15 protein-coding genes and 2 pseudogenes are annotated in these 21,230 nt (G+C 65.3%); 11 read left to right on the top strand and 6 right to left on the bottom strand.

The genetic code is table 11. The annotated features are described in order from the left end of the window. Nucleotides 1-30: 30 nt before the first annotated feature. The 5 genes and pseudogenes from cobS to RX327_RS38175 all read left to right on the top strand — a co-directional run. A pseudogene (cobS, locus tag RX327_RS38195) lies at nt 31-1,029 on the top strand (cobaltochelatase subunit CobS); the annotation flags it as partial. A gap of 6 nt (nt 1,030-1,035) precedes the next feature. Further along, nucleotides 1,036-1,446 (top strand): GNAT family N-acetyltransferase, encoded by a 411-nt coding sequence (locus RX327_RS38190; protein WP_050383207.1) that lies wholly within the window; start codon nt 1,036-1,038, stop codon nt 1,444-1,446. Beyond that, on the top strand, nt 1,443-3,341 hold the full coding sequence (gene cobT, locus RX327_RS38185; RefSeq protein ID WP_317248962.1) for a cobaltochelatase subunit CobT: 1,899 nt from the start codon (nt 1,443-1,445) through the stop codon (nt 3,339-3,341). Before RX327_RS38190 ends, cobT begins: the two co-directional genes overlap by 4 nt. 3 nt (nt 3,342-3,344) lie before the next feature. Then, on the top strand, nt 3,345-4,427 hold the full coding sequence (locus RX327_RS38180) for an esterase-like activity of phytase family protein (protein WP_317248961.1): 1,083 nt from the start codon (nt 3,345-3,347) through the stop codon (nt 4,425-4,427). Nucleotides 4,428-4,562: 135 nt separating this feature from the next. Beyond that, nucleotides 4,563-5,675 (top strand): NADH:flavin oxidoreductase/NADH oxidase, encoded by a 1,113-nt coding sequence (locus RX327_RS38175; protein WP_317248960.1) that lies wholly within the window; start codon nt 4,563-4,565, stop codon nt 5,673-5,675. A gap of 21 nt (nt 5,676-5,696) precedes the next feature. Here RX327_RS38175 and RX327_RS38170 read toward each other — a convergent pair whose 3' ends face one another. Continuing rightward, nucleotides 5,697-7,208: an FAD-dependent oxidoreductase gene (locus RX327_RS38170; RefSeq protein WP_202814534.1), complete on the bottom strand. Its 1,512-nt coding sequence runs from the start codon at nt 7,206-7,208 to the stop codon at nt 5,697-5,699. Between the two features lie 55 nt (nt 7,209-7,263). Between RX327_RS38170 and RX327_RS38165 the strand changes: the two genes are divergently transcribed. Further along, nucleotides 7,264-7,902: a TetR/AcrR family transcriptional regulator gene (locus RX327_RS38165; protein ID WP_050383211.1), complete on the top strand. Its 639-nt coding sequence runs from the start codon at nt 7,264-7,266 to the stop codon at nt 7,900-7,902. Nucleotides 7,903-8,007: 105 nt separating this feature from the next. Then, nucleotides 8,008-9,108 (top strand): LLM class flavin-dependent oxidoreductase, encoded by a 1,101-nt coding sequence (locus RX327_RS38160; RefSeq protein WP_317248959.1) that lies wholly within the window; start codon nt 8,008-8,010, stop codon nt 9,106-9,108. 66 nt (nt 9,109-9,174) lie between these two features. Here RX327_RS38160 and RX327_RS38155 read toward each other — a convergent pair whose 3' ends face one another. From RX327_RS38155 to RX327_RS38145, 3 genes are all read right to left on the bottom strand, one after another. Further along, nucleotides 9,175-10,857, bottom strand: a complete 1,683-nt coding sequence (locus RX327_RS38155; protein WP_160321709.1) for a phospholipase D-like domain-containing protein — start codon at nt 10,855-10,857, stop codon at nt 9,175-9,177. Between the two features lie 230 nt (nt 10,858-11,087). Beyond that, nucleotides 11,088-12,080 carry a hypothetical protein gene (locus RX327_RS38150; RefSeq protein WP_317248958.1) on the bottom strand — a complete coding sequence of 331 codons (993 nt, stop codon included), beginning with the start codon at nt 12,078-12,080 and terminating at the stop codon, nt 11,088-11,090. Continuing rightward, nucleotides 12,010-13,356, bottom strand: a complete 1,347-nt coding sequence (locus RX327_RS38145) for a DUF2235 domain-containing protein (RefSeq protein ID WP_317248957.1) — start codon at nt 13,354-13,356, stop codon at nt 12,010-12,012. Before RX327_RS38145 ends, RX327_RS38150 begins: the two co-directional genes overlap by 71 nt. 220 nt (nt 13,357-13,576) lie before the next feature. Here RX327_RS38145 and RX327_RS38140 point away from each other — a divergent pair, with 220 nt between their 5' ends. Then, complete coding sequence (locus tag RX327_RS38140) at nt 13,577-13,996, top strand: hypothetical protein (protein WP_028336188.1); 420 nt, start codon at nt 13,577-13,579, stop codon at nt 13,994-13,996. A 159-nt stretch (nt 13,997-14,155) separates the two neighbouring features. Here the strand turns inward: RX327_RS38140 and RX327_RS38135 are convergent, their stop codons facing one another. Continuing rightward, entirely contained in the window at nt 14,156-15,334 is a 1,179-nt protein-coding gene (locus tag RX327_RS38135) for an ABC transporter substrate-binding protein (RefSeq protein ID WP_050383215.1), read from the bottom strand. 151 nt (nt 15,335-15,485) lie between these two features. Between RX327_RS38135 and RX327_RS38130 the strand changes: the two genes are divergently transcribed. Next, complete coding sequence (locus tag RX327_RS38130; RefSeq protein WP_050383217.1) at nt 15,486-16,484, top strand: transcriptional regulator; 999 nt, start codon at nt 15,486-15,488, stop codon at nt 16,482-16,484. Between the two features lie 20 nt (nt 16,485-16,504). Here RX327_RS38130 and RX327_RS38125 read toward each other — a convergent pair whose 3' ends face one another. Next, nucleotides 16,505-17,125, bottom strand: coding sequence for a TetR/AcrR family transcriptional regulator (locus RX327_RS38125; protein ID WP_317251416.1), 621 nt, complete (start codon nt 17,123-17,125; stop codon nt 16,505-16,507). Nucleotides 17,126-17,177: 52 nt separating this feature from the next. Between RX327_RS38125 and RX327_RS38120 the strand changes: the two genes are divergently transcribed. Both RX327_RS38120 and RX327_RS38115 read left to right on the top strand, forming a co-directional pair. Next, entirely contained in the window at nt 17,178-17,435 is a 258-nt protein-coding gene (locus RX327_RS38120) for a hypothetical protein (protein WP_028336191.1), read from the top strand. A 287-nt stretch (nt 17,436-17,722) separates the two neighbouring features. Continuing rightward, nucleotides 17,723-21,195 (top strand): annotated as a pseudogene (locus RX327_RS38115) (acyl-[ACP]--phospholipid O-acyltransferase). Nucleotides 21,196-21,230 lie beyond the last annotated feature (35 nt).

The raw sequence follows: 21,230 nt of genomic DNA, 5'->3' as shown, positions 1-21,230 counted from the left end.
TTCGGGAATGCCCGGGACCTCGGAGGATGAATGACGACCGCCGTCCAGACCAAAACACAAGAACCCGTCGTCGGCTTGCCCGACATGAAAGTGTCGGTTCGCCAGGTGTTCGGGATCGATAGCGATCTCGAAGTGCCGGCCTATTCCGAAGTCGATCCTCACGTGCCCGAAGTCGACGCCGATTACCGCTTCGACCGTGCCACCACGCTCGCCATTCTCGCGGGCTTTGCCAAGAATCGCCGTGTCATGGTGACCGGCTATCACGGCACCGGCAAATCCACCCATATCGAGCAGGTCGCCGCCCGCCTGAACTGGCCCTGCGTGCGCGTCAACCTCGACAGCCACATCAGCCGTATCGATCTCGTCGGCAAGGATTCGATCGTGGTCCGCGACGGCAAGCAGGTCACCGAATTCCGCGACGGCATCCTGCCCTGGGCACTGCAGCACAACGTCGCGCTGGTGTTCGACGAATACGACGCCGGCCGCCCGGACGTGATGTTCGTGATCCAGCGCGTGCTGGAAGTCTCGGGACGCCTGACGCTGCTCGACCAGAACAAGGTGATCAAGCCGCACCCGGCGTTCCGGCTTTTCGCCACAGCGAATACGGTGGGCCTCGGCGACACCTCGGGCCTCTATCACGGCACCCAGCAGATCAATCAGGGCCAGATGGACCGCTGGTCGATCGTCACCACGCTGAACTATCTCAGCCATGACGAGGAAGTGGAGATCGTGCTGGCCAAGGCCAAGCACTATCGCACCCAGGAAGGCCGCGACATCGTCAACAAGATGGTGCGCCTCGCTGACCTCACCCGCAACGCCTTCGCCAACGGCGACCTGTCGACGGTGATGAGCCCGCGCACGGTGATCACCTGGGCGGAGAACGCCGACATCTTCGGCGATATCGGCTTTTCGTTCCGCGTCACCTTCCTCAACAAGTGCGACGAGCTCGAACGCCCCCTGGTCGCCGAGTTCTACCAGCGCTGCTTCAACGCGGAGCTGCCGGAATCGGCGGTGAACGTGGCGCTGAGCTGGTCCATGCCGAAAATCTCCGTCGAGCGCACAGTCACACAGACGAAGAAGGCGGTGCTCGGCGGATTGCTCCACTACAACAACGAGAAGATGGGGAAGCAGAAGTACAAGCGCTTCGCCATCTCGCTGCGGCAAGATGACAAGATTGTCGGCGGCATCGTCGGCGAGGTCTGGACCGCGGTGTTGTTCATCCAGTTGTTCTGGATGGAGCAGAAGTTTCGCAACAAGGGCTTTGGCGCGAAGCTGATCAAGGCGATCGAGGACGAGGCGCGGCGCTTCGGAGCGATGCGATCCTATCTGGATACGATGAGCTTCCAGGCGCCGGGCTTCTACCGCGCCAATGGATATAAAGAGTTCGGTTCGATTGAGGGGTATCCCGGCGGCGTAACGCGCCATTGGTTTACGAAATCGCTATGACAACCTCCAACATCAAATTCCGTCCCGGATCCAAGGAAGCGCCGACCGAGCCGTTCAAGCGCTCGGTCGCCTCCTGCCTCAAGGCGATCGCCAGGACGCCGGAGCTCGACGTCAGCTTCGCGGCCGAGCGGCCGGGACTTGCGCCGGGCAAGGCGCGGCTGCCCGAGCCCGCGCGGAAGATGACCCGGCGCGATGCCGCGATCGTGCGCGGCCATGCCGATTCCATCGCGCTCAAGCTCGCCTGTCACGATCCCAAAGTTCATCGCAAGCTGATGCCCGGCAATCCGCAGGCGCGCGGCGTGTTCGAGGCGGTCGAGCAGGCTCGCGTCGAGGCGATCGGCGCGCGCCGCATGGCCGGCGTTGCCAAGAACCTCACCGCGATGCTCGACGATCATTTTCATCGCGGCAAGTTCGACGAGATCACCGACCGCGCCGATGCGCCGCTCGCCGACGCGCTGGCGATGCTGGTGCGCGAGCGCCTGACCGGCCTCGCGCCGCCGGCGGCGGCGAAGAAGATGGTCGACCTCTGGCGGCCCATCCTCGAAGACAAGATCGGCAAGCGGCTCGACAAACTCAGCCGTTTCACCGAGGACCAGGCGAGGTTCGGCGACCTCGTCCATGATCTGCTGTCGGCGCTCGATCTCGGCGACGACCGCAACATGGATTCGGACGATGACGACGACCACGACGAGAACCGGGACGGCGACAACGACCAGTCCGGCGCCGAAGGCTCGCCCGATTCCGACGCCGCGCAGGAGATGAGCGCCGACCAGGCGCAGGCGACCTCGGAGGAGATGAGCGAGAGCGCGATGGAAAGCGCGCAGGCCTCGACCTCGGATACGTTCGACGACGGCGAGCTCGGCGACGACGAGACGCCCGGCGAGGCGACGCGTCCGAACGCGCACGGCAAGAACGAGCCGCGCGGGCCGGAATATCACGCCTTCGCGCCCAAGTTCGACGAGGTGATCGCGGCCGAGGATCTCTGCGACCATGACGAGCTGGAGCGGCTGCGCGCCTATCTCGACAAGCAGCTCGCGCATCTGCAGGGCATCGTCGCCCGCCTCGCCAACCGGCTGCAGCGCAAGCTGATGGCGCAGCAGAACCGCGCCTGGGAGTTCGACCTCGAGGAGGGCATCCTCGATCCCGCGCGGCTGTCGCGCGTCGTCACCGATCCCTATCATCCGCTGTCCTTCATGCACGAGAAGGAGGCGACGTTCCGCGACACCGTGGTGACGCTGCTGCTCGACAATTCCGGCTCGATGCGCGGACGCCCGATCACGGTCGCGGCGACCTGCGCCGACATTCTCGCGCGCACGCTGGAGCGTTGCGGCGTCAAGGTCGAGATCCTCGGCTTCACCACGCGCGCCTGGAAGGGCGGGCAATCGCGCGAGGCCTGGCTGGCCGCCGGCAAGCCGGCCAGTCCCGGCCGTCTCAACGATCTCCGCCACATCATCTACAAGTCGGCGGATGCGCCCTGGCGCCGTGCGCGCAAGAATCTCGGCCTGATGATGCGCGAGGGTCTGCTGAAGGAGAACATCGACGGCGAGGCGCTGGACTGGGCGCACAAGCGCCTGCTCGGCCGGCCCGAGCAGCGCAAGATCCTGATGATGATCTCGGACGGCGCGCCGGTCGACGATTCCACGCTGTCGGTCAATCCCGGCAATTATCTCGAGCGGCACCTGCGCCACATCATCGAGGAGATCGAGACCCGCTCGCCGGTCGAGCTGATCGCGATCGGCATCGGTCATGACGTGACGCGCTACTATCGCCGCGCGGTGACGATCGTGGACGCCGAGGAGCTCGGCGGCGCCATCACCGAGAAGCTCGCCGAGCTGTTCAGCGAGACTCACGGCTCGGCGCCCGCGCCGGGCATCCGGCGCCGCCTCCACTCGTGAGACATGCGCTCACCCCCTAGCCGCCGCCGTTTCCTCCAGGGTATGGCGGCGGGGCTGTCGGCCGCCGCCCTGCCGCGTCTTGCGCAGGCGCAGAGCGCGACCCAGCCGCCGGCAACGCCGAGACCGGCTGCGAGGCCGAGCCCCTACCGGGTCAACGAACCGGTTTCGATCGACGTCAACGCGCGGCTGCTGCCGTCGTTCGACATCCGCGATCGCGCGCGCACGCGGTTCGGCGCGCTGGAATATCGCAGCGGTCTGATCCTGACCTCGTCGTTCTCCGGCTTCGGCGGCCTCTCCGCGCTACGGCTCGATGCCAAGGGCGAACGCTTCATCGCGGTCAGCGACCAGGGCAGCTGGTTCACCGGTCGCATCGTCTATCGCGGCCGGGAGATGGTCAGGCTCGACGATGTCGAGGCGGCACCGCTGCTCGGCGCCGACGGCAGGCCGATCACCGCGACCCGCGGCTGGTATGATTCGGAATCGCTCGCGCTCGACGGCTCGTTCGCCTATGTCGGGCTCGAGCGGGTCAACCAGGTGCTGCGCTTCGATTTCGCCAAGGGCTTTACCCGCTCGCGCGGCGAGGTGATTGCGCTGCCGCCGGCGGCACGCAAGCTTCCCAACAACAAGGGGCTGGAGGGGCTCGTCTTCGTGCCGAAAGGCCAGCCGCTTGCGGGTACGCTGATCGCATTCTCGGAACGCGGGCTCGATGCGAGCGGCAATCTGGTCGCCTTCCTGGTCGGCGGCAAGACGCCGGGCCAGTTCAGCGTCCGCCGCAGCGAGAATTTCGACATCAGCGACGCGGTCCTGCTGCCGTCGGGCGGTCTGTTGATTCTGGAGCGGAAATTCTCCTGGTTCGGCGGCGTCGGCATCCGCATCCGCCGTCTCGCGCTGTCCGAGATCGCGCCCGGCGCCGTGGTCGACGGCCCTGCGATCTTCAATGCCGATCTCGGCCACGAGATCGACAACATGGAAGCCATCGACGCCCACGTCACCGCCGACGGCGAAACGGTGCTGACCCTGATCTCCGACGACAATTTCTCCCTGATCCAGCGCAACCTGCTGCTGCAGTTCACGCTGGTGGACTGAGGCGCCGGCCCGAGGGACGCCGTCAGGGCATTGCTGATCTGCGCCCCGGCCTGCGCGGCCTTCCGGACAGTTGGTGATCGGCCGTGGTGCCTCTATCTTAACCGGGCCCTTTCCCCGATCCCGGATATCCGCCGCATGAGCTCCCTGTTCTCCCCGATCGAACTGCGCGACCTGAAACTCTCCAACCGCATCGTGGTGTCGCCGATGTGCCAGTATTCGGCCGATGACGGCGTCGCCACCGATTGGCACTTCACCCACATCAACAATCTCAGCCTGTCGGGCGCGGCGATGTTCTGCATCGAGGCGACGCATGTGGAGGCGATCGGCCGCATCACGCCGGGCTGCCTCGGGCTCTACAGCGATGCCTGCGAGGCCGCCTTGAAGCCGATCCTGGCCTCGGTGCGCAAGCATTCGAAAGCGGCGATCGCGATGCAGCTCGCCCATGCCGGCCGCAAGGCGTCGAGCCAGCGCCCCTGGGAGGGCGGGCAGTTGATCCCGATTGCCGAAGGCGGCTGGCAGACGGTCGGACCATCTGACGTCCCGCACAAGGAAGGCGAGGCCGCGCCGGTGGCACTCAACGACGCCGGCCTGAAGCGCATCCGCGAGGCTTTTGTCGCGTCGGCAAAGCGCGCCGCGCGGCTCGGCATCGACGCGATCGAGGTGCACGGCGCGCACGGCTATCTCCTGCATCAATTCCTGTCGCCGATCTCCAACAAGCGGACCGATCGCTATGGCGGTTCGCTGGAAAACCGCATGCGCTATCCGCTGGAAGTGTTCGACGCGGTCCGTGCGGCATTCCCCGCCGACAAGCCGGTCGGCATGCGGGTGTCGTCGACCGACTGGGTCGAGGGCGGCTGGGATCTGGCGCAGACCATCGAGTTCGCGAGAGCGCTGAAGACGCGCGGCGTCGACTGGATCGATGCCTCCTCCGGCGGCGTCTCGCCGCTGCAGAAGATCGCGCTCGGCCCCGGCTACCAGGTGCCCGCGGCGCTGGCGGTCAAGGAGGCGACCGGCGTTACCACCATCGCCGTCGGTCTGATCACGGAGGCAAAGCAGGCGGAAGAGATCGTCGCATCCGGCAAGGCCGACATGGTCGCGCTCGCCCGCGGCATGCTCTACGACCCGCGCTGGCCCTGGCACGCCGCCGCCGAGCTCGGCGGCGAGGTCGAAGCGGCCCCGCAATATTGGCGCTCGCAGCCCTCGACGCAGAAGGCGCTGTTCGGCAAGACCACGTTCGGGACGCGCTGACAGCGCACCTCGCTTGCGAGGTCACTGCATGGCGGGCCCGAACCAGCGCGTCAGCGCGGCGTGGAGGCCCGTCGTGTCGGCGTCGTCGGCCGCCCAGGCGATGCAGGCATCCGGACGGATCAGCAGCGAAGCGCCGCCGCGTCCTGGCACGCATCGCACGAAGATGTCCCAGCGTGCCGCGATCGCTGACGCAGCTCCATCAGTCGCATCGACCAGCACGGCCCTGCCGTCCTCCATCTGATCGAACAAGGTTGTTTCCGCGCCGTCGTCGCCGAGAGCAAAATTGCCGGAGAGCCGGCCGACCGAGGGATGGTCACTGCCGAGATCGTAACGGATCCGGATGCCGCTGATCATTTCGCCGAAATAGCGGGTGCCCTCGTCGAGGCTCATCAGGTCAGCGACGATCTCGCGCAAGGCGTCCGTCATGACATCAGGCCGCATCAAGGCGACCTGGGCGCGGGTGTTGGCGATCACCCTTGCCGCGATCGGATGCCGCTCCTCCGTGTAGCTGTCGAGCAGGCTTTCGGGCATGCGATCGCAGACGACCGCCGCAAGTTTCCAGCCGAGATTGACCGCATCGAGCAGGCCGAGATTGAGGCCTTGTCCGCCGAATGGCGAGTGCACATGCGCCGCATCGCCCGCCAAAAGGACGCGGCCCCTGCGATAGCTGTCGGCCTGTCGCGCATTGTCGGTGAAGCGCGTGGCGGTCTTGACCGCGGTGACGCGAACGTCGACGCCGCTGATCCGGCGCAGGGTGGTCTCGATCTCCTCGCGCGTGACCGGTGCGCTGCGATCGGCCGGCGGTCCGTCGAACTCGGCCAGGAACACCCGGCCAGGAATCGGTCCATAGGCCATCATGCCGACCGGCGTCCGCCGCCAGCCGACCGGCAGAAGTCGATCCGGATGATCGAGATCGACGATGGCCTGGTGTCCCGTGAGGGTCGGTTCGGTGCCGGGGAATACGAAGCCCGCGCGCTTGCGCACGGCGCTGCGTCCGCCGTCGCAGCCGACCAGATAGGCCGCGCGCAGCGTGGCATCGCCGGACGCGTCGCTGGTCCGCGCCACGACGCCGTCGCCGCTATCCTCGAAATCGATCAACTCGCAGCCGCGCCTGATCTCGATGCCGAGCGCGTGGGCGCGCTCGGCGAGCATCGTTTCCAGGGCTTGCTGGTTCACCCCGCGCAACCGCCGGTCCGGCTCGCGCTGACGCGTCTGGTCGATCAGGAAAATGCCCGAGAAGTGACCGCCGAATTTCTTGAACGGCAGGTCGCTCGCATCGCCCGCGCCCTTCATGAGCCTGGACATGCTGTCCGCCATGCTGCGTTCGACCGCATTCATCGCGTCGCCGAGGCCGCGGCGCTCCAGGGCCTCGCCTGCCAGCGCGCCGATCGCGCCGGCCTTGATGGTCTGGTCGGGCTCGGTCAGCCGCTCGATGACGATCACGTCGGCGCCGCCCAGGGTCAGTTCGATCGCCAGCAGCAGTCCGGTCGGCCCGGCACCGACCACAACCACATCTGTTCGTTCACGCGTCACGCCGTCACCATAAAATTGTACTCAGTATAATATTTACTATGGTACAAATTCCCGCATGTCAAATCAGGGCGGATTGCGCGAGCGGAAGAAGGAGGCGACGCGCCAGGCGATCTCGGATGTCGCCACCGAGCTGTTCCTGGAACGCGGCTTCGACAATGTTTCGGTGGCCGAAGTCGCCGAGGCCGCCGAGGTCTCCCGGATGACGGTGTTCAATTACTTTCCACGCAAGGAAGACCTGTTCTTCGACCGTGAAGAGGAAAGCCGTCAGTTGCTGCGGACTGCCTTTGCCGAACGTCCGGCCGGCGAGGCGCCGATCGCGACTCTCCGCAAGCTGGTGCACAGCCTGGCGGATCGCGTGCATCCGTTCGCGAAATTCACCGACGCAACGGCGAAATTCTGGCGCACCGTTGCCGAAAGCCCGGCGCTCTCGGCGCGGGCGCGCGAGATGCGTGACGAACTGATCAATGATCTCGCGAGCGTGCTGGCGGGAGCCATCAACCGCCCGCTCGCCGATGCCGATGCCCGGCTCGCCGCGTCGATGGTGGTCACGGCGCTGACCGTCGCCTATGCGGAAGGGCTTCGCGAGCACAAGGCCCGCAGGTCGGCTGCGTCGTCACGCGAGACTTTCCTGCGGATCATGGAGCGAAGCTTTTCCGGTATCGCGATCATGCTGAAGGATACGCCCTACGCATAGATCCTGGCCGAGCCGGATGCGACAAGGCCATTGTTCTGCCGTAGCCGGGGCAGCTACTCTCGAAGCGCGTGCGAAAGACACGCATCGAACAAAGAGAGGAAACCCATGGAGATCGGCTATTTCACGATGCCTTCGCATCCGCCGGAGTGCGGGTTGAAGGAAGGACACGATTGGGATCTGCAGGTCCTGCGCTGGCTCGACGAGCTCGGCTATCAGGAAGCCTGGATCGGCGAGCATCACACCGCGCCCTGGGAACCCAATCCCACGCCGGACCTGCTGATCGCGCAGGCGCTGATGCAGACCAAAAAACTTCGCATCGGACCGGGCGGCTTCCTGCTGCCCTATCACCACCCGGCCGAGCTCGCCAACCGCGTCGCCATGCTCGACCATCTCTCCGAGGGCCGGCTCAATTTCGGCGTCGCCGCATCCGGCCTGCCGAGCGACTGGGCGATGTTCAACGTCGACGGCATGAGCGGGCAGAACCGCGACATGACCCGCGAGGCGCTGGAGATCATCCTGAAGATGTGGAGCGATCCCGCGCCCTGGACCTACAAAGGCAAGTTCTGGACGGTCTCCAAGCCGGACACGATGTTCGATTTCCTCAAGCCGCACATCAAGCCTCAGCAAGCGCCGCATCCGCCGATCGGCGTCGCGGGACTCTCCAAGAATTCGGACACGCTGAAGCTCGCCGGCGAGCGCGGCTTCATTCCGATGAGCCTCAACCTCAACCCCGCCTATGTCGGCAGCCACTGGGACTCGGTCGAGGCGGGCGCGGCCAAGACCGGCCGCACGCCGAGCCGCAAGGATTGGCGAATGGTGCGCGAGGTATTCGTCGCCGACACCGATCAAGAAGCATGGAAGCTGTCGACCGGCGACATGATGGGCCGGATGATGGGCGAGTACTTCCTGCCGCTGCTCGGCCACTTTGGTTTCAAGGATTATCTGAAGGCCTCGCCCGACGTGCCGGACAGCGACGTCACGGTCGAATATTGCGCGCGCAACAACTGGATCGTCGGCTCGCCCGCGACGGTCACCGAGAAGATCGAGAAGATTTACCAAGAGGTTGGCGGCTTCGGCGTGCTCCTGGTGTTCGGCTTCGACTACAAGCACAAGCCGGAAGCCTGGCACAATTCTCTGCGGCTCCTGAAGCAGGAGGTGCTGCCGCGGCTGAAGCATCTCGACGCCTCGGTCGGCCGCGCAGCGTAGGTTTGACGGTGAGGATAATACGGGGCAGCGGTAACGCTGCCCCGTAGTCATGACGGATCGCCGGCGTCAGGCGGTGCCGAGCCAGAACCGCGTTTCGGTTTGCGCCCAGCCCTTGCCGATGCGGTTGCTCAGCCAGGTGTCGCTGCGCTTCAGACCCTTGTCCTTCTGGCCCTCCGGCGTGTTGCGCCAGGCCTGCCAGCGATACTGGCCGTAGATACTGACGATGCGCGCCGCATAGGTCAGCGCCAGCTGCGAATCGCCTCTGATGATGACGAGGTTGTCGTCGTTCTTGGTGCTGGCGCGGTCGGAGAAATTGTGCGAGCCGGTCATGACCACCGGGTTCTTGCCGGCCGGGTCCAGCACGATCACCTTGCTGTGTACGGCGATCATGAATTTGCCGGTGTTCTTGATCTCGTGCTCCCACCAGTCCGCGGTCTTGTCGATGCCGGCGGGCCGGATCACGTCGGCGATCTGCTTGCCCTTGAAGACCTGCTGCTGCCCGTCGCCGGCCAGGAGCTGCAGCTGATCCTTCGGACTGTCCTTGCCCTGCGCCGGGAAATTGTTGAGCACCCCGCGCACATAGAGCTTCTTGTCCTGCGCCTTCTCCAGAATCGGGCCGAGCAGGCCCTTGTTGCCGGGATTGAGCATCAGGCACACCGCGCCATGCTCGGTGTCCTCGATCATCTTGGTGGCTTCCTTGAGGTCGCCGCTCCTGGTGGTCGGCGTGAACCAGACGCTGAGCCTCGACTTGCCGATGGTGAAAGGCCATTCGTGATCGCCGGCCACGGCTAGCGCCTTCGGCGACTTGCTGCCGTCGGCGTAGATCGCTTTCCAATGGTCGTGATAGGCCGCCGCGACCTTGTCGTCGGTGATCTCGAGCCCGTTGTTGTTCTGGGTGCACAGTCCGGTCCGGGTCCAGTTGGTGCTGCCGGTCCAGACCACCTTCGGCTTCTGCGCACCGTCGCAGAACACCGCGAACTTGTTGTGAGCGTAACGGCTCGGCGCGATCTTGCGGCGGACGATGTCGACGCCGGCCTTCTTCAGCACGCCGGCGTTCTTCTCGGTGTCCTTGGCGGTGGCGTCGGACTTGCCGGTGCTGTTGCCGAGCACGACGTGTGCCTTGCCCTTCATCGCGGTCAGCGCGGCGATCAGCTCGGGGTCGTTGAGCTCGTAGAGCGCGAGATAGACGTCGCGCTTGCTCTTCTTGGCTTCAGCCACCAGCGCCAGCAGGCGGGCGCCGAGCTGGCCCTTGAGGAAGTCGCGGATCTTGTTGCCCTTGGTCGAGATCGCCTTCTCCAGGGTTTGCGCCGGCTTCTTGTCCTTGCCGATGGCGCGCGACAGCCATTGCGCCGAGATCGTGCCGCGGTTGAACCACGGCTTGAGCGGGCCCGACGGCATGGCGGAGACGTATTCGGTCCATGTCGCTGGCGCGCTGTAGGCGGGCTTTACCTTGGCGGGGCCGTCCTTGAGAACCGGAACGACGCCATAGCGGACCGGCGCGTCAGTCGGCGCCAGGAAATCGGTCCAGTTCGTCTTCTGCACCGGCCATTCGGTGCTCGGCCGATGTTCGCCCGGCTTGTGATCCTGCGCCTGGTCCTCGAACCCGACCCAGGTGTCGACCACGGTTGCACTTTTGCCCTGCTGCTGACGATACAGCGCAAAGCCGAGGCAGTCCGGGATCATTGCCGCGACCTCCCAGACCACGAGGATGCCGTCGGTGGTCGGGAACGCCTGAATTGTGGACATCATGGTGATGCTCCAAATCCCTGATGAGAAATATCCGGTCGACATGAACCTGGCGCGTCAACGTCGCCCGGCGATCCCTGAAGTCGCGTCGGATCGTTCCGGGCGTCGGGGCAGCTGATCTAGCAAGGAGAGTATGCCAGACAATCTACAACCGGGTCTGTCGGCAGGATCACAGATCGGTCACGCCATGCGCACCCGTTGGGCCGCGATGCTGTGGACCCGATCGCGGCTCCCTACAGCAGCCGCACCGTGACCTTCGCCTTGCCTTTATGGTCGCCGTAGAACCATCCGCAGGCCCAGGGCAGGCCGATGACGGCCTGGTTGACGTAGAGGAAGATCTCGCCGCTGCGATCGGCGGTGAAACGCGCCTTGTAGACCTGCGGGTCGGTGTTCGACACCGGCAGGGGGTCGAGGAAATACTCGTCGACCCCAGTTTCGCCGACCCGTGCGATCAGCCTGAACCATGGCCGGAACAGGATCCGCCGCAGGAAGATCGCGAAGTAGCCGCGCAACTGCTTTGTGCCTTCGATGGTCGAGGTCCGGTATCCGATCGGCGTCACCGCGCGTCCGGCGTCCTCCCAGGGCTCCGACATCGTGATCGCGATCTCGTACTTGAACCCGGTGCGGACCTTGAGACCGGTCGGCGCACAGATCGCGCCGGTGTCGAAGTCGGCGGCATCCTGCGGGATGCCCTTGTCGACGGCGACAAGCTTGTCCGTTGCAGTGCCCCTGCAGAATGCCCCCGTCGAATCGGCGAGATTGAACAGGAAGTGGCTGACCAGCGTCGCGCTGAACCAGACCAGCAGGGCTGTCAGTGCAAACGGCACGACATGCCGCTTTCCGACATTGAGGATCCACTGATAGATCGCGCAGGTGCGGAATCGATAGATCGCGTTGTGCACGAAGCCGGAGAGCGGCACAGGGCTCGCGCGGTTACGCCAGATGATCCGCATCCTGTCCCGGATCGTCGCGCTGAGCGAACTGCCTACACCCATCAGCACGATGACAGCGAGGATGCCGCCCGCGAACCATTCCGGGTTGCCGGCGTACCAATCGGTCCACCAATGAAAGGAATCGGGCAGGAACGATTGAACGAAGCGCACCAGCTCCGAGATCATCCTGACATAGGAGCTGAATTCGTGCTCCTTGTGCTGGTTATGGAACAGCCAGAACGCGGCCAGATGCAGCGACGCCGCCAGCGTGGCGAAGTAGGCGATCCGGCGCATCCAGACGTAGTTCCACAGCTTCTCCTGCGCGGCATAGCGCGCCGGGTGCGCCCGCGGGCGTCTCAAACGTATTGGCGCCGAGCGGGGTGACCTGGCCGCTGCGCGAGACGACCACGTAGTTCGGCGGAAGTCCGATCGGGGCATAGGCATTGGCGCCGCTGTCGATCCGCTCGAACACGCTCTCGTGGATCTTCGGCATCGGCACGCTGACGCCGGCATAGGGATCGTTGCAGAGGTCGGCGACCTTGCGTGGACCGTACCGGTAGTACGCGCCGAGGCCCGCCCGCGAATCGTAGAGCCGGCCATCCTTGTCTTCGGAGGACTTGATTGACTTGATCGCGTCAGGGTCGGCGATCGGTGCGCTCTTGAATGCGAGGCCGCGCTTGACGGCTTCGTCGACCAGCCAGGCCAGCGGCACGAAGGCGACGGCGTCGTCCGGATAGCCGCCGCCGACATTGGCGTGCATTCCGACGAACCAGACCTGGACGAGGCGCTCGCCATCGATGCTGGTCGGCACCGCGGGTGGAGGCTGTTCCGGCTCTTGCTCGGTCCAGAGCACCGGATGAAAGGTCGTGCGCTCGTCGTCGAGCGCAAGCGCGTGTCGCGCGCATTTCACCTTCGGGCTGAGAATCCGGTTCGGCAGTTCGAGCGGCCACACCCAGTTGGAGATGCCGCGCGTCATCTCGTCGATCGGCAGGCCATAGGCCGCGACGGTGTCCCAGATGCCGATGAACTCGATCGCCGGCACCGGCTTCCGCGCGATCCTTGCATACGGCTTGTTGCCTCGAAGCCGATCCCACAGCGGCACAAGAACATAGTCGCGCAGCGCGCGGAACAGCACCTCGATGCGCCAGATCGAGTGGTAGCCCTCGGCCCGGTATGCGCGATAGGCCTTCACCGCGCCGTCGTGCAGCTCGGATTCGGTGTCCGCGACGATCAGGCCCTGATCGAGGATGAGTGCGGCGAGCGTGCGCACGGTGAATGCGCCGCGGCTGAATCCGAACAGGTAGACCTTCGAATCGTTCTCGTGGTCGTAGTTCCGGCAGATGAACTTGTAGGCGTCGAGGATGTTGCGCTTGAGGCCGTAGCCGAAGGCGCCGCCGAGGATGGCCAGCGGAATGAATTTCGACGTGCCGACGCCGTCATCATACTTGGCGGCCTGCGTATTGCCCTGCAAATCCAGCGACTGAAATATCCGCCAGACGTTGGTGCGCCAGACGCTGGAAGCGGCGTTGCCGGTGCCATCGGACAGAATAATGATCTTCGGACTCGGCATTGAAAGACGCTCGCTGAAACGAATGAAGCGGGTGGCGCAGCGTAGCAGGGACGGGATCGTTTGCTACCTTTGATCGCTCTTTAAACATTCCATGCCGCGATAGGTGTGAACTGGCGCACAAAGCGTCACGTGGTCGCGGCCATGTGAGAGGCGACGGCTTTCGCGTTGCTGCGAAAAGGCCTAGCCTGATAGCGGCGCAATTCATTGATGAGGCACAGCGATGCGCAGCCACGTCAGAAAATTTGCCCATGTCCTTGAGCGCTTCGGTCTTGCTTTGGCGGGAGCTGCAAGCGGTCTGTTTGTCGCCATCCATGTCGGCTCGAGCGTCTCGGCGCTGACCTCGCAGGCGTTCCTGCTCGTCATGATGCTGGGCGGCGCGATCGGCTTCTATCTCGGCATCGATACGCCGCCCAAGCTGTTCCACCCGAAGGATTCGGCGTCGATGCGCAAGATCGACGCGGCGGAGCTGCTCGGCGCGATCGGGACCTTCCTCGCGACGATGGTTGCGTTCTTCTCGGTTGGCGTCGTCGTGCTGCGCAGCGAGCCGGACATCGGCTGGACCGCGGCCATCATGGCGGGCTGGGTGCTCGGCGTTGCCATGCAGATCGTCGGCGGTACGATCGCGCGGGCGCGCGCTTGAAGCGTCGGAGTGGCGTTGGACGAGCTGGTTTGCTGGCTCGGGATCGGTCGTGTTGCAGGGGGGATGGTCTGAACGCAAGTCCTGTGTCGGCCGTCACCCGCTATGCCGGGACACCGCAAAGGCCTACGCCAAGCCGGATCAGCCGCTACTCCGTCTCCCTCATCGGTTCGCGACCTTGGCGGGGTCCTTGACCGTCTTGAACGTCTCCTGCTCGACGCTGTAGAGCTCGCCGCCGACCTTCTCGACCTTGCGAATGTAGATGTCGTGGACGACCTCGCGCGTCTTCGGGTCGATCGACATCGGGCCGCGCGGGCTTTCCCAGGCCATGCCCTTCATGGCTTCGACCAACGCATCGCCGTTGGTCTTGCCGGCGGTCACCTTCAGCGCCTCGTATATCAGATGCATGCCGTCATAGGCGCTGACGCTGATGAAGTTCGGTCGAACATTCGCGTTGGCCTTGCGGAATGCCGCGACATAGTCGCGGTTCAGGTCGGATGGATGCGCGGCGGAATAGAACCCCGCCGTGATCATGCCGATCATCGCATCGCTCATGCCCGGCAGGTCCTCATCGTCGGCGATGTCGCCGGGGCCGATCAGCTTGATCCCGCTCTTGTCGAGCCCGCGCTCGACAAACTGCTTGGCCAGGATACCGGCCTGGCTTGTCGGGACAAAAATGAACAGGGTGTCGGGATTGCCATCCCGCGCGCGCTGCAGGAACGGCGCGAAATCGGGGTTGGCCAGCGGCACTTTCAGCGCTTCGACGATCGTTCCACCGGCCGCGGTGAAGCTCGCCGAAAATACGCCGGCGGCTTCGCGCCCGGGTGCCCAGTCGGACGCGATGATGGTGGCCCGCCTCGATCCGTTCCTCGCCGCCCAATCCGCCAGCACGCTGGCCTGCTGCGCGTGCGTCCAACTGGAGCGCACGAAGTAAGGCGACCGTTCGGTCACGATCGAGGTGCCCGACACCATGACGACGGTTGCCGTCTTGCTCTCATTGGCCAGCGGCGCGAGCGCCAGCACGCTCGGCGTCAGCCCGCCGCCGAGGATCGCGACCTCGTCGTTGACGATCAGCTCCTGCGCAATGCGCTTGGCGTTGTCGGGCACGCTGGCATCGTCCCGGACGATCAATTCGACCTTGCGGCCGGCGACCATGTCGCCGTGCTGTGCCATGTAGAGCCGCGCCCCGGCGACCGCCTGTTTGCCGACCGGCCCCAGGACGCCGGTCAACGGCATCACCAGCCCGACCCTTACGACGTCCTGCGCCTGGGCGTGTCCCGGTCGCACCGCCGCAAGCGCCAGAACAGCCCCGACCAACACGGCAAACCGGGTGCTCGACATGGCCAACCTCCCGCGAGCCCGGAGATGATGCCGGGCCGGTTCGCGACTATCGGCTTCGCGCCAGGGAAGTCCTGATGAAGAAGTGACAGAACGGCGAATTTCCTGCTAAATTTTCCCGATTGGTGCCGTCTGTGGGCATGGAGTGACCTCTATGGACCCGGCGACTGATTCCATTTTGATATTTGATTCCTTTGAGCTTGATCTCGCCCGCGGCGTAGCCCGCGTGGATGGCGTCGATCTCGATCTCAGGCCGAAATCATTCGCGGTGCTTGGCTATCTTGCCGGCAATGCCGGGCGGCTGGCATCCAAGCAGGACCTGCACGAGGCCGTCTGGGGTAACGTCGCGGTTTCCGACGACTCGCTCGTCCAGTGCATCCGCGAGCTGCGCCTGAAGCTGCGCGATGATGACCACAGTATCATCAAGACGGTGTCTCGCCGCGGCTATCGCCTCGATGCCAGGCCGGTGCCGCCGCCGCACGATCATGGATCGCAGAACGCCTCGCGCCAAATGTCCGCTCCACGCGGCATCGCAGCACGCTTGGCCGCGCTTCCCCGAAGGTCGCTGGTCGCCGGCCTGTCGGTGATGGCCTTCGCATCACTCGCATCCGCGCCGCCGATTGCCGCCGGGATGAGGCATCCTCTGGCCGAATTGGCGCACTGGTTTGTGCCGGAGGACCACGGCATCGTGCCGGAGCAGGATGTCGAGCGGATCACCGCGCTGGCCGCCGAGAAGCAGCTGCCGCTTCCCGCCTATCGCGTTCGCGCGCCGGCAAGTGACGTGCCGGACAATGTCCGCCGCTTTCTCGGCGTGTGGGTGAGCGACCAGGGATGGATCAATTCGCACCGCCAATTCATGATGATCGTCACCAATGTCGATCGGGACGGTGTCGCGACCGGCTATCTCGTGAACGGCCCGGCGATGCCGCACAGCCGGGTACCCGGGCCCGGCTTTTCCGGCGGCTTCACCGGTTATGTCCTCGACGACGTCTTGCGCTATGACGGCAATACCGGACTGCATTCCGCCTCCATCACCGCGGATGGACGGATCGAGTTCAAGCTCGTCTTCCGCGAGGGAGGTACCAGTGTCGTGTTCCTCGAACCGCTCTGGACCCTTGCTCACCCAGGCCGCGTTGCCCGCAGTCAAACCTGATCGAGGCGCACCCGGTGTGATTACGTGCGCCGCGAAACACCGAGCCCCGCCAGATGCGTGTCGACGAACTGCGCAAGCCGCTGGCGCAGCATCTGCGGCGGCACGGCCACCATGCGCTCCTCGAGGCCGAGCGAGATGATGCCATGCACCGCGGAAAACAGCGTGCGCGACAGCAGCGCGACGTCGCCGGGATCACGATCGGGCAGCAGGCGGAGCAGCGGCGTCTGCATCAGCGCAAAGGCATCCATCACCATCTGAAGGATGTCGTCCGGGTAAGGTCGGTCGTCCTCCATCCGATGCTCGAACAAGGAGCGCAGCAGATTGGCGTGCTCGGTGGCGAAGCCGAGATAGGCGTCGGCAAGTCCGTGCAGCTGGCGCAGGGGATCGTCGGCCGGGACCGCCTTGAGCCGCGTGGTCAGGGCCTGAACCGTCTCCCGATTGACGGTCAGGATGACCCCGTCGAAGTCGCCGAACTCGTTATAGACGCTGCCGATGGAGCACCCGGCGGCCTCGGCGACATCGCGAACCTTGAGTGATTTCAATCCCTTAGTTGAGATTGACCGGCGCGCGATCTCGATCAGCAGGGCTCGCCGCTGAAGTTTTTTTTGGTCTCGTCGCGATTCTTCTTGAACAATGTTCATTTTCATACTACTAATTTGAGCGTTGCTCAAGTTGACATAGGAGGCCACTCAGATGCAGACCCTAGCACTTCAATTGACCACCACCCTTGTCGATGACGCGATCGAGCTCGTGAAGGGCTTCGGCCGCGCCGTCCTCACTCTGGCGACCGCGCCGATCGAGCGGATCGCCCGCGCCTGCGACGTCGCAGGCGTCCTGGAGCAGCGGCGCGCGGATCGGCGCGCGCCGCGCCAGGCGGCTGCGAGCGGAGGCCGCTGCAAGCCGCGCAACTGTCGATGGTCGCCGTTCGGCGGCTTGAGTGAACTGACCTGAAGCACGCGGGCCGCAATTGTCGGCGAAACCTCAACAAAGCGCTCACCATGTCCCCTGCGAGCCGGTCCGGCGTCGATCAACCCCAGGTCCGGATAAGGTCTCGTACATCTCTGGCGGGCAATGTCGTGACCTCCCGGTGCGCCGGATTTTGCGCGCCTTCGAACCGATACGTTGCGGAAAAGACTAAAGGCTGCGGCATCCCCGTCATTTTCTCCACGCTCACCATTCTCCGCCACCCGAACTCGCAGACCTGCCAGCGCCGTGCGCGCTAACCCAAGGAACTGGTCATGATCAGGGAATTGATGTCGTCACGCCGCTTCGCGCCGCTGTTCTGGGCGCAGTTCTTCTCGGCGCTCAATGACAATGTGCTCAAGAACGCACTCGTCATCATCCTGCTCTATGGCGTCGCCAACGAGCAGGGGCCGGCGCTGGTTCAGCTCGCGGGGGCGGTGTTCATCGCTCCGTTCTTCGTGCTCTCGGCGCTCGGCGGCGAGCTCGCCGACCGCTACATCAAGTCCGTCGTCGCCCGCCGGCTGAAGTTCTTCGAGATCTTCGCCGCGGCCTTTGCCGCCGCCGGTTTCTTCACCCATTCGATCCCGCTGCTGTTCATCGCGCTGGCGCTGTTCGGCATCGTCGCCGCGCTGTTCGGCCCGGTGAAATATGCCGTTCTGCCCGACCAGCTGTCGGTGTCCGAACTCGCGACCGGCAATGCGCTGGTCGAGGGCGCAACCTTCATGGCGATCCTGATCGGCACCATCGCGGGCGGCATGTTCGTCGCCGGCGCCAGCCACATGGGCTGGATCTGCGCTGCCGTGGTCGGTCTGTCGGTGCTGTCCTGGGCATTTGCGTCGCGCATCCCGGTGACCCAGCCGTCCGCGCCCGATCTGCCGATCACCAAAAATCCCTGGACCTCGACCGTGCGCCTGTTGAAGTCGCTCTATGCCGAGCCGCGGCTGTGGGACGGTACCGTGATCGTCTCCTGGTTCTGGCTGGTCGGCGCCATCGTGCTGTCGCTGCTGCCGGCGCTGATCAAGGAGGTCGTCGGCGGCACCGAGGGCGTGGTGACGCTGTGCCTTGCGATCTTCGCGATCGGCATCGCCATCGGCTCGCTGTTCGCCGCAAGCCTCAGCCACGTTCGTCCCAATCTCGCGCTGGTGCCGATCGGCGCCATCGTGATGGGCGTGATCGGGCTCGACCTCGCCTGGGCGATCGCCACCACCTCGCTCGGCAAGGACCTCACCGCGGCCGGTTTCGCGACCTCGTTCGCGGGCCTGCGCATGCTGGCCGACTTCGTCGCCTTCGCCTTCGGCGGCGGCCTGTTCGTCGTGCCGTCCTTCGCCGCGGTCCAGGCCTGGTCGGCGCCGTCCGAGCGCGCCCGGATCATCGCCGCCGGCAACGTGCTGCAGGCTGCCTTCATGGTGATCGGCTCGCTGTTCGTCGCACTGCTGCAGGCGGCCGGCCTCCATATCGGCTGGATCTTCTTCGGCCTCGGCGTCGCCAGCTTCGGCGCGATGTGGTTCGTCCTGACCAAGTGGGGCAAGGAAGGCGTGCGCGACTTCGGCGGGCTGCTTTTCCGCGCGCTGTTCCGCACCGAGGTGCGCGGGCTCGAAAACCTGCCGCCTCCGGGCACGCGCATGCTGATCGCGCCCAACCATGTCAGCCTGATCGACGGCCCGCTGCTGCACGCCGTGCTGCCGATCGACGCCAGCTTCGCGGTGGATACCGGCATCGCCAGGGCCTGGTGGGCCAAGCCGTTCCTGCGCGTCGTCAAGCACTACACCATGGATCCGACCAAGCCGCTGGCCGCACGCGACCTGATCAAGCTCGTCGCCGCCGGCGAGCCGGTGGTGATCTTCCCGGAAGGACGCATCACCGTCTCCGGCTCGCTGATGAAGGTCTATGACGGCACCGCGATGATCGCGGACAAGGCCGACGCCGTGGTCGTGCCGGTTCGCATCGAAGGCGCGCAGCGCTCCTATCTCAGCTATCTCAACAATGGCGAGATCAAGCGCTCCTGGTTCCCCAAGGTGACGATCTCGATCCTGCCGCCGGTGAAGCTGCCGGTCGACGAATCGCTGCGAGGCAAGGCGCGCCGCAATGCCGCCGGCGCCGCGCTCCAGGACGTGATGATCGACGCCCTCGTGAAGAACGCCATGCTCGATCACACCCTGTTCGAAGCGCTCGGACACGCCTATCGCGATCGCGACACCGGCAAGGTCATCATCGAGGACGCGCTCGGCACCAAGCTGACCTATCGCAAGCTGATCCTGGGTGCGCAGGTCCTGAGCCGCAAGCTGGAGAGCGGCACCAGCGTCGGCGAGAATGTCGGCGTGCTGCTGCCGAATTCGGCGGGCGTCGCCGTCGTGTTCATGGCGCTGCAGAACAACGGCCGGGTGCCGGCGATGCTCAACTTCTCGGCCGGCCCGGTCAACGTGCTCGCCGCCATGAAGGCCGCGCAGGTCCAGACCGTGCTGACGTCGAAGGCCTTCATCGAGAAGGGCAAGCTCGACAAGCTTATCGCGGCGCTCGCCGGCCAGGCGCGCGTCGTCTATCTCGAGGATGTCAGGGCCGGCATCGGCCTTGCCGACAAGATCGCGGGCTTCCTCGCCGGCACCGCGCCGCGCGTGTCCCGCCAGGCCAACGATCCGGCCGTCGTGCTGTTCACGTCGGGCTCGGAAGGCACGCCCAAGGGCGTGGTGCTGTCCCACCGCAACATCCTGGCCAATGCGGCGCAGGCGCTGGCGCGCGTCGACGCCAACGCTAATGACAAGGTGTTCAACGTGCTGCCGGTGTTCCACTCCTTCGGATTGACCGGCGGAATGATGATGCCGATGCTGGCGGGCATCCCGATCTACATGTATCCGTCGCCGCTGCATTACCGCATCGTGCCGGAGCTGATCTATCAGACCGGCGCCACGATCCTGTTCGGCACCGACACGTTTCTCACCGGCTATGCGCGCTCGGCGCACCCTTACGACTTCCGGACCCTGCGCCTCGTCATCGCCGGCGCCGAGGCGGTCAAGGACCGCACGCGGCAGGTGTTCATGGAGCGCTACGGCATCCGCATCCTCGAAGGCTATGGCGTCACCGAGACCGCGCCGGTGCTGGCGATGAACACGCCAATGGCCAACCGTCCCGGCACCGTCGGCCGCCTGTCGCCGCTGATGGAAAGCCGCCTCGATCCGGTCCCCGGCATCGAGGAAGGCGGCCGCCTCTCCGTGCGCGGGCCGAACGTGATGCTCGGCTACTTGCGGGCGGAAAATCCCGGCGTGCTCGAAAAGCTCCCCGAGGGCTGGCACGACACTGGCGACATCGTGGCGATCGACGCCGCCGGCTTCATCACCATCAAGGGCCGTGCCAAGCGCTTTGCCAAGATCGCGGGCGAAATGGTCTCGCTGTCGGCGGTGGAGGCGATCGCGGCTGCGATCTGGCCGCAGGCCATGTCGGTTGCGGTCACGCTACCCGATCAGCGCAAGGGCGAACGCATCGTGCTGCTCACCACGCAGAAGGACGCCGACCGCGGCGCGATGCAGCGCCAGGCCAAGAGCGTCGGCGCTTCCGAGCTCGCAGTGCCGGCCGATATCCGCGTCGTCGACAAGGTGCCGCTGCTCGGCACCGGCAAGACCGACTATGTCACGGCGCCACTGCATTGGCCAAGGAAATAGCAGCGGAACTCGCTGCGGCGCCCGCACCGCAGGCCGAGCCCGCCGGCGATGAGGGCGAGGCCGAGTCGGCGCAGCTGGCGCAACACGTCGCATGAGTCTTGGCATGATGGTTGTGCTTTTCGGGAGCATG

It is taken from the genome of Bradyrhizobium sp. BEA-2-5 (assembly GCF_032918025.1).
GTDB classification, from domain to species: Bacteria; Pseudomonadota; Alphaproteobacteria; order Rhizobiales; family Xanthobacteraceae; genus Bradyrhizobium; species Bradyrhizobium pachyrhizi.
This window is presented reverse-complemented; position numbering and strand designations above follow the sequence as displayed.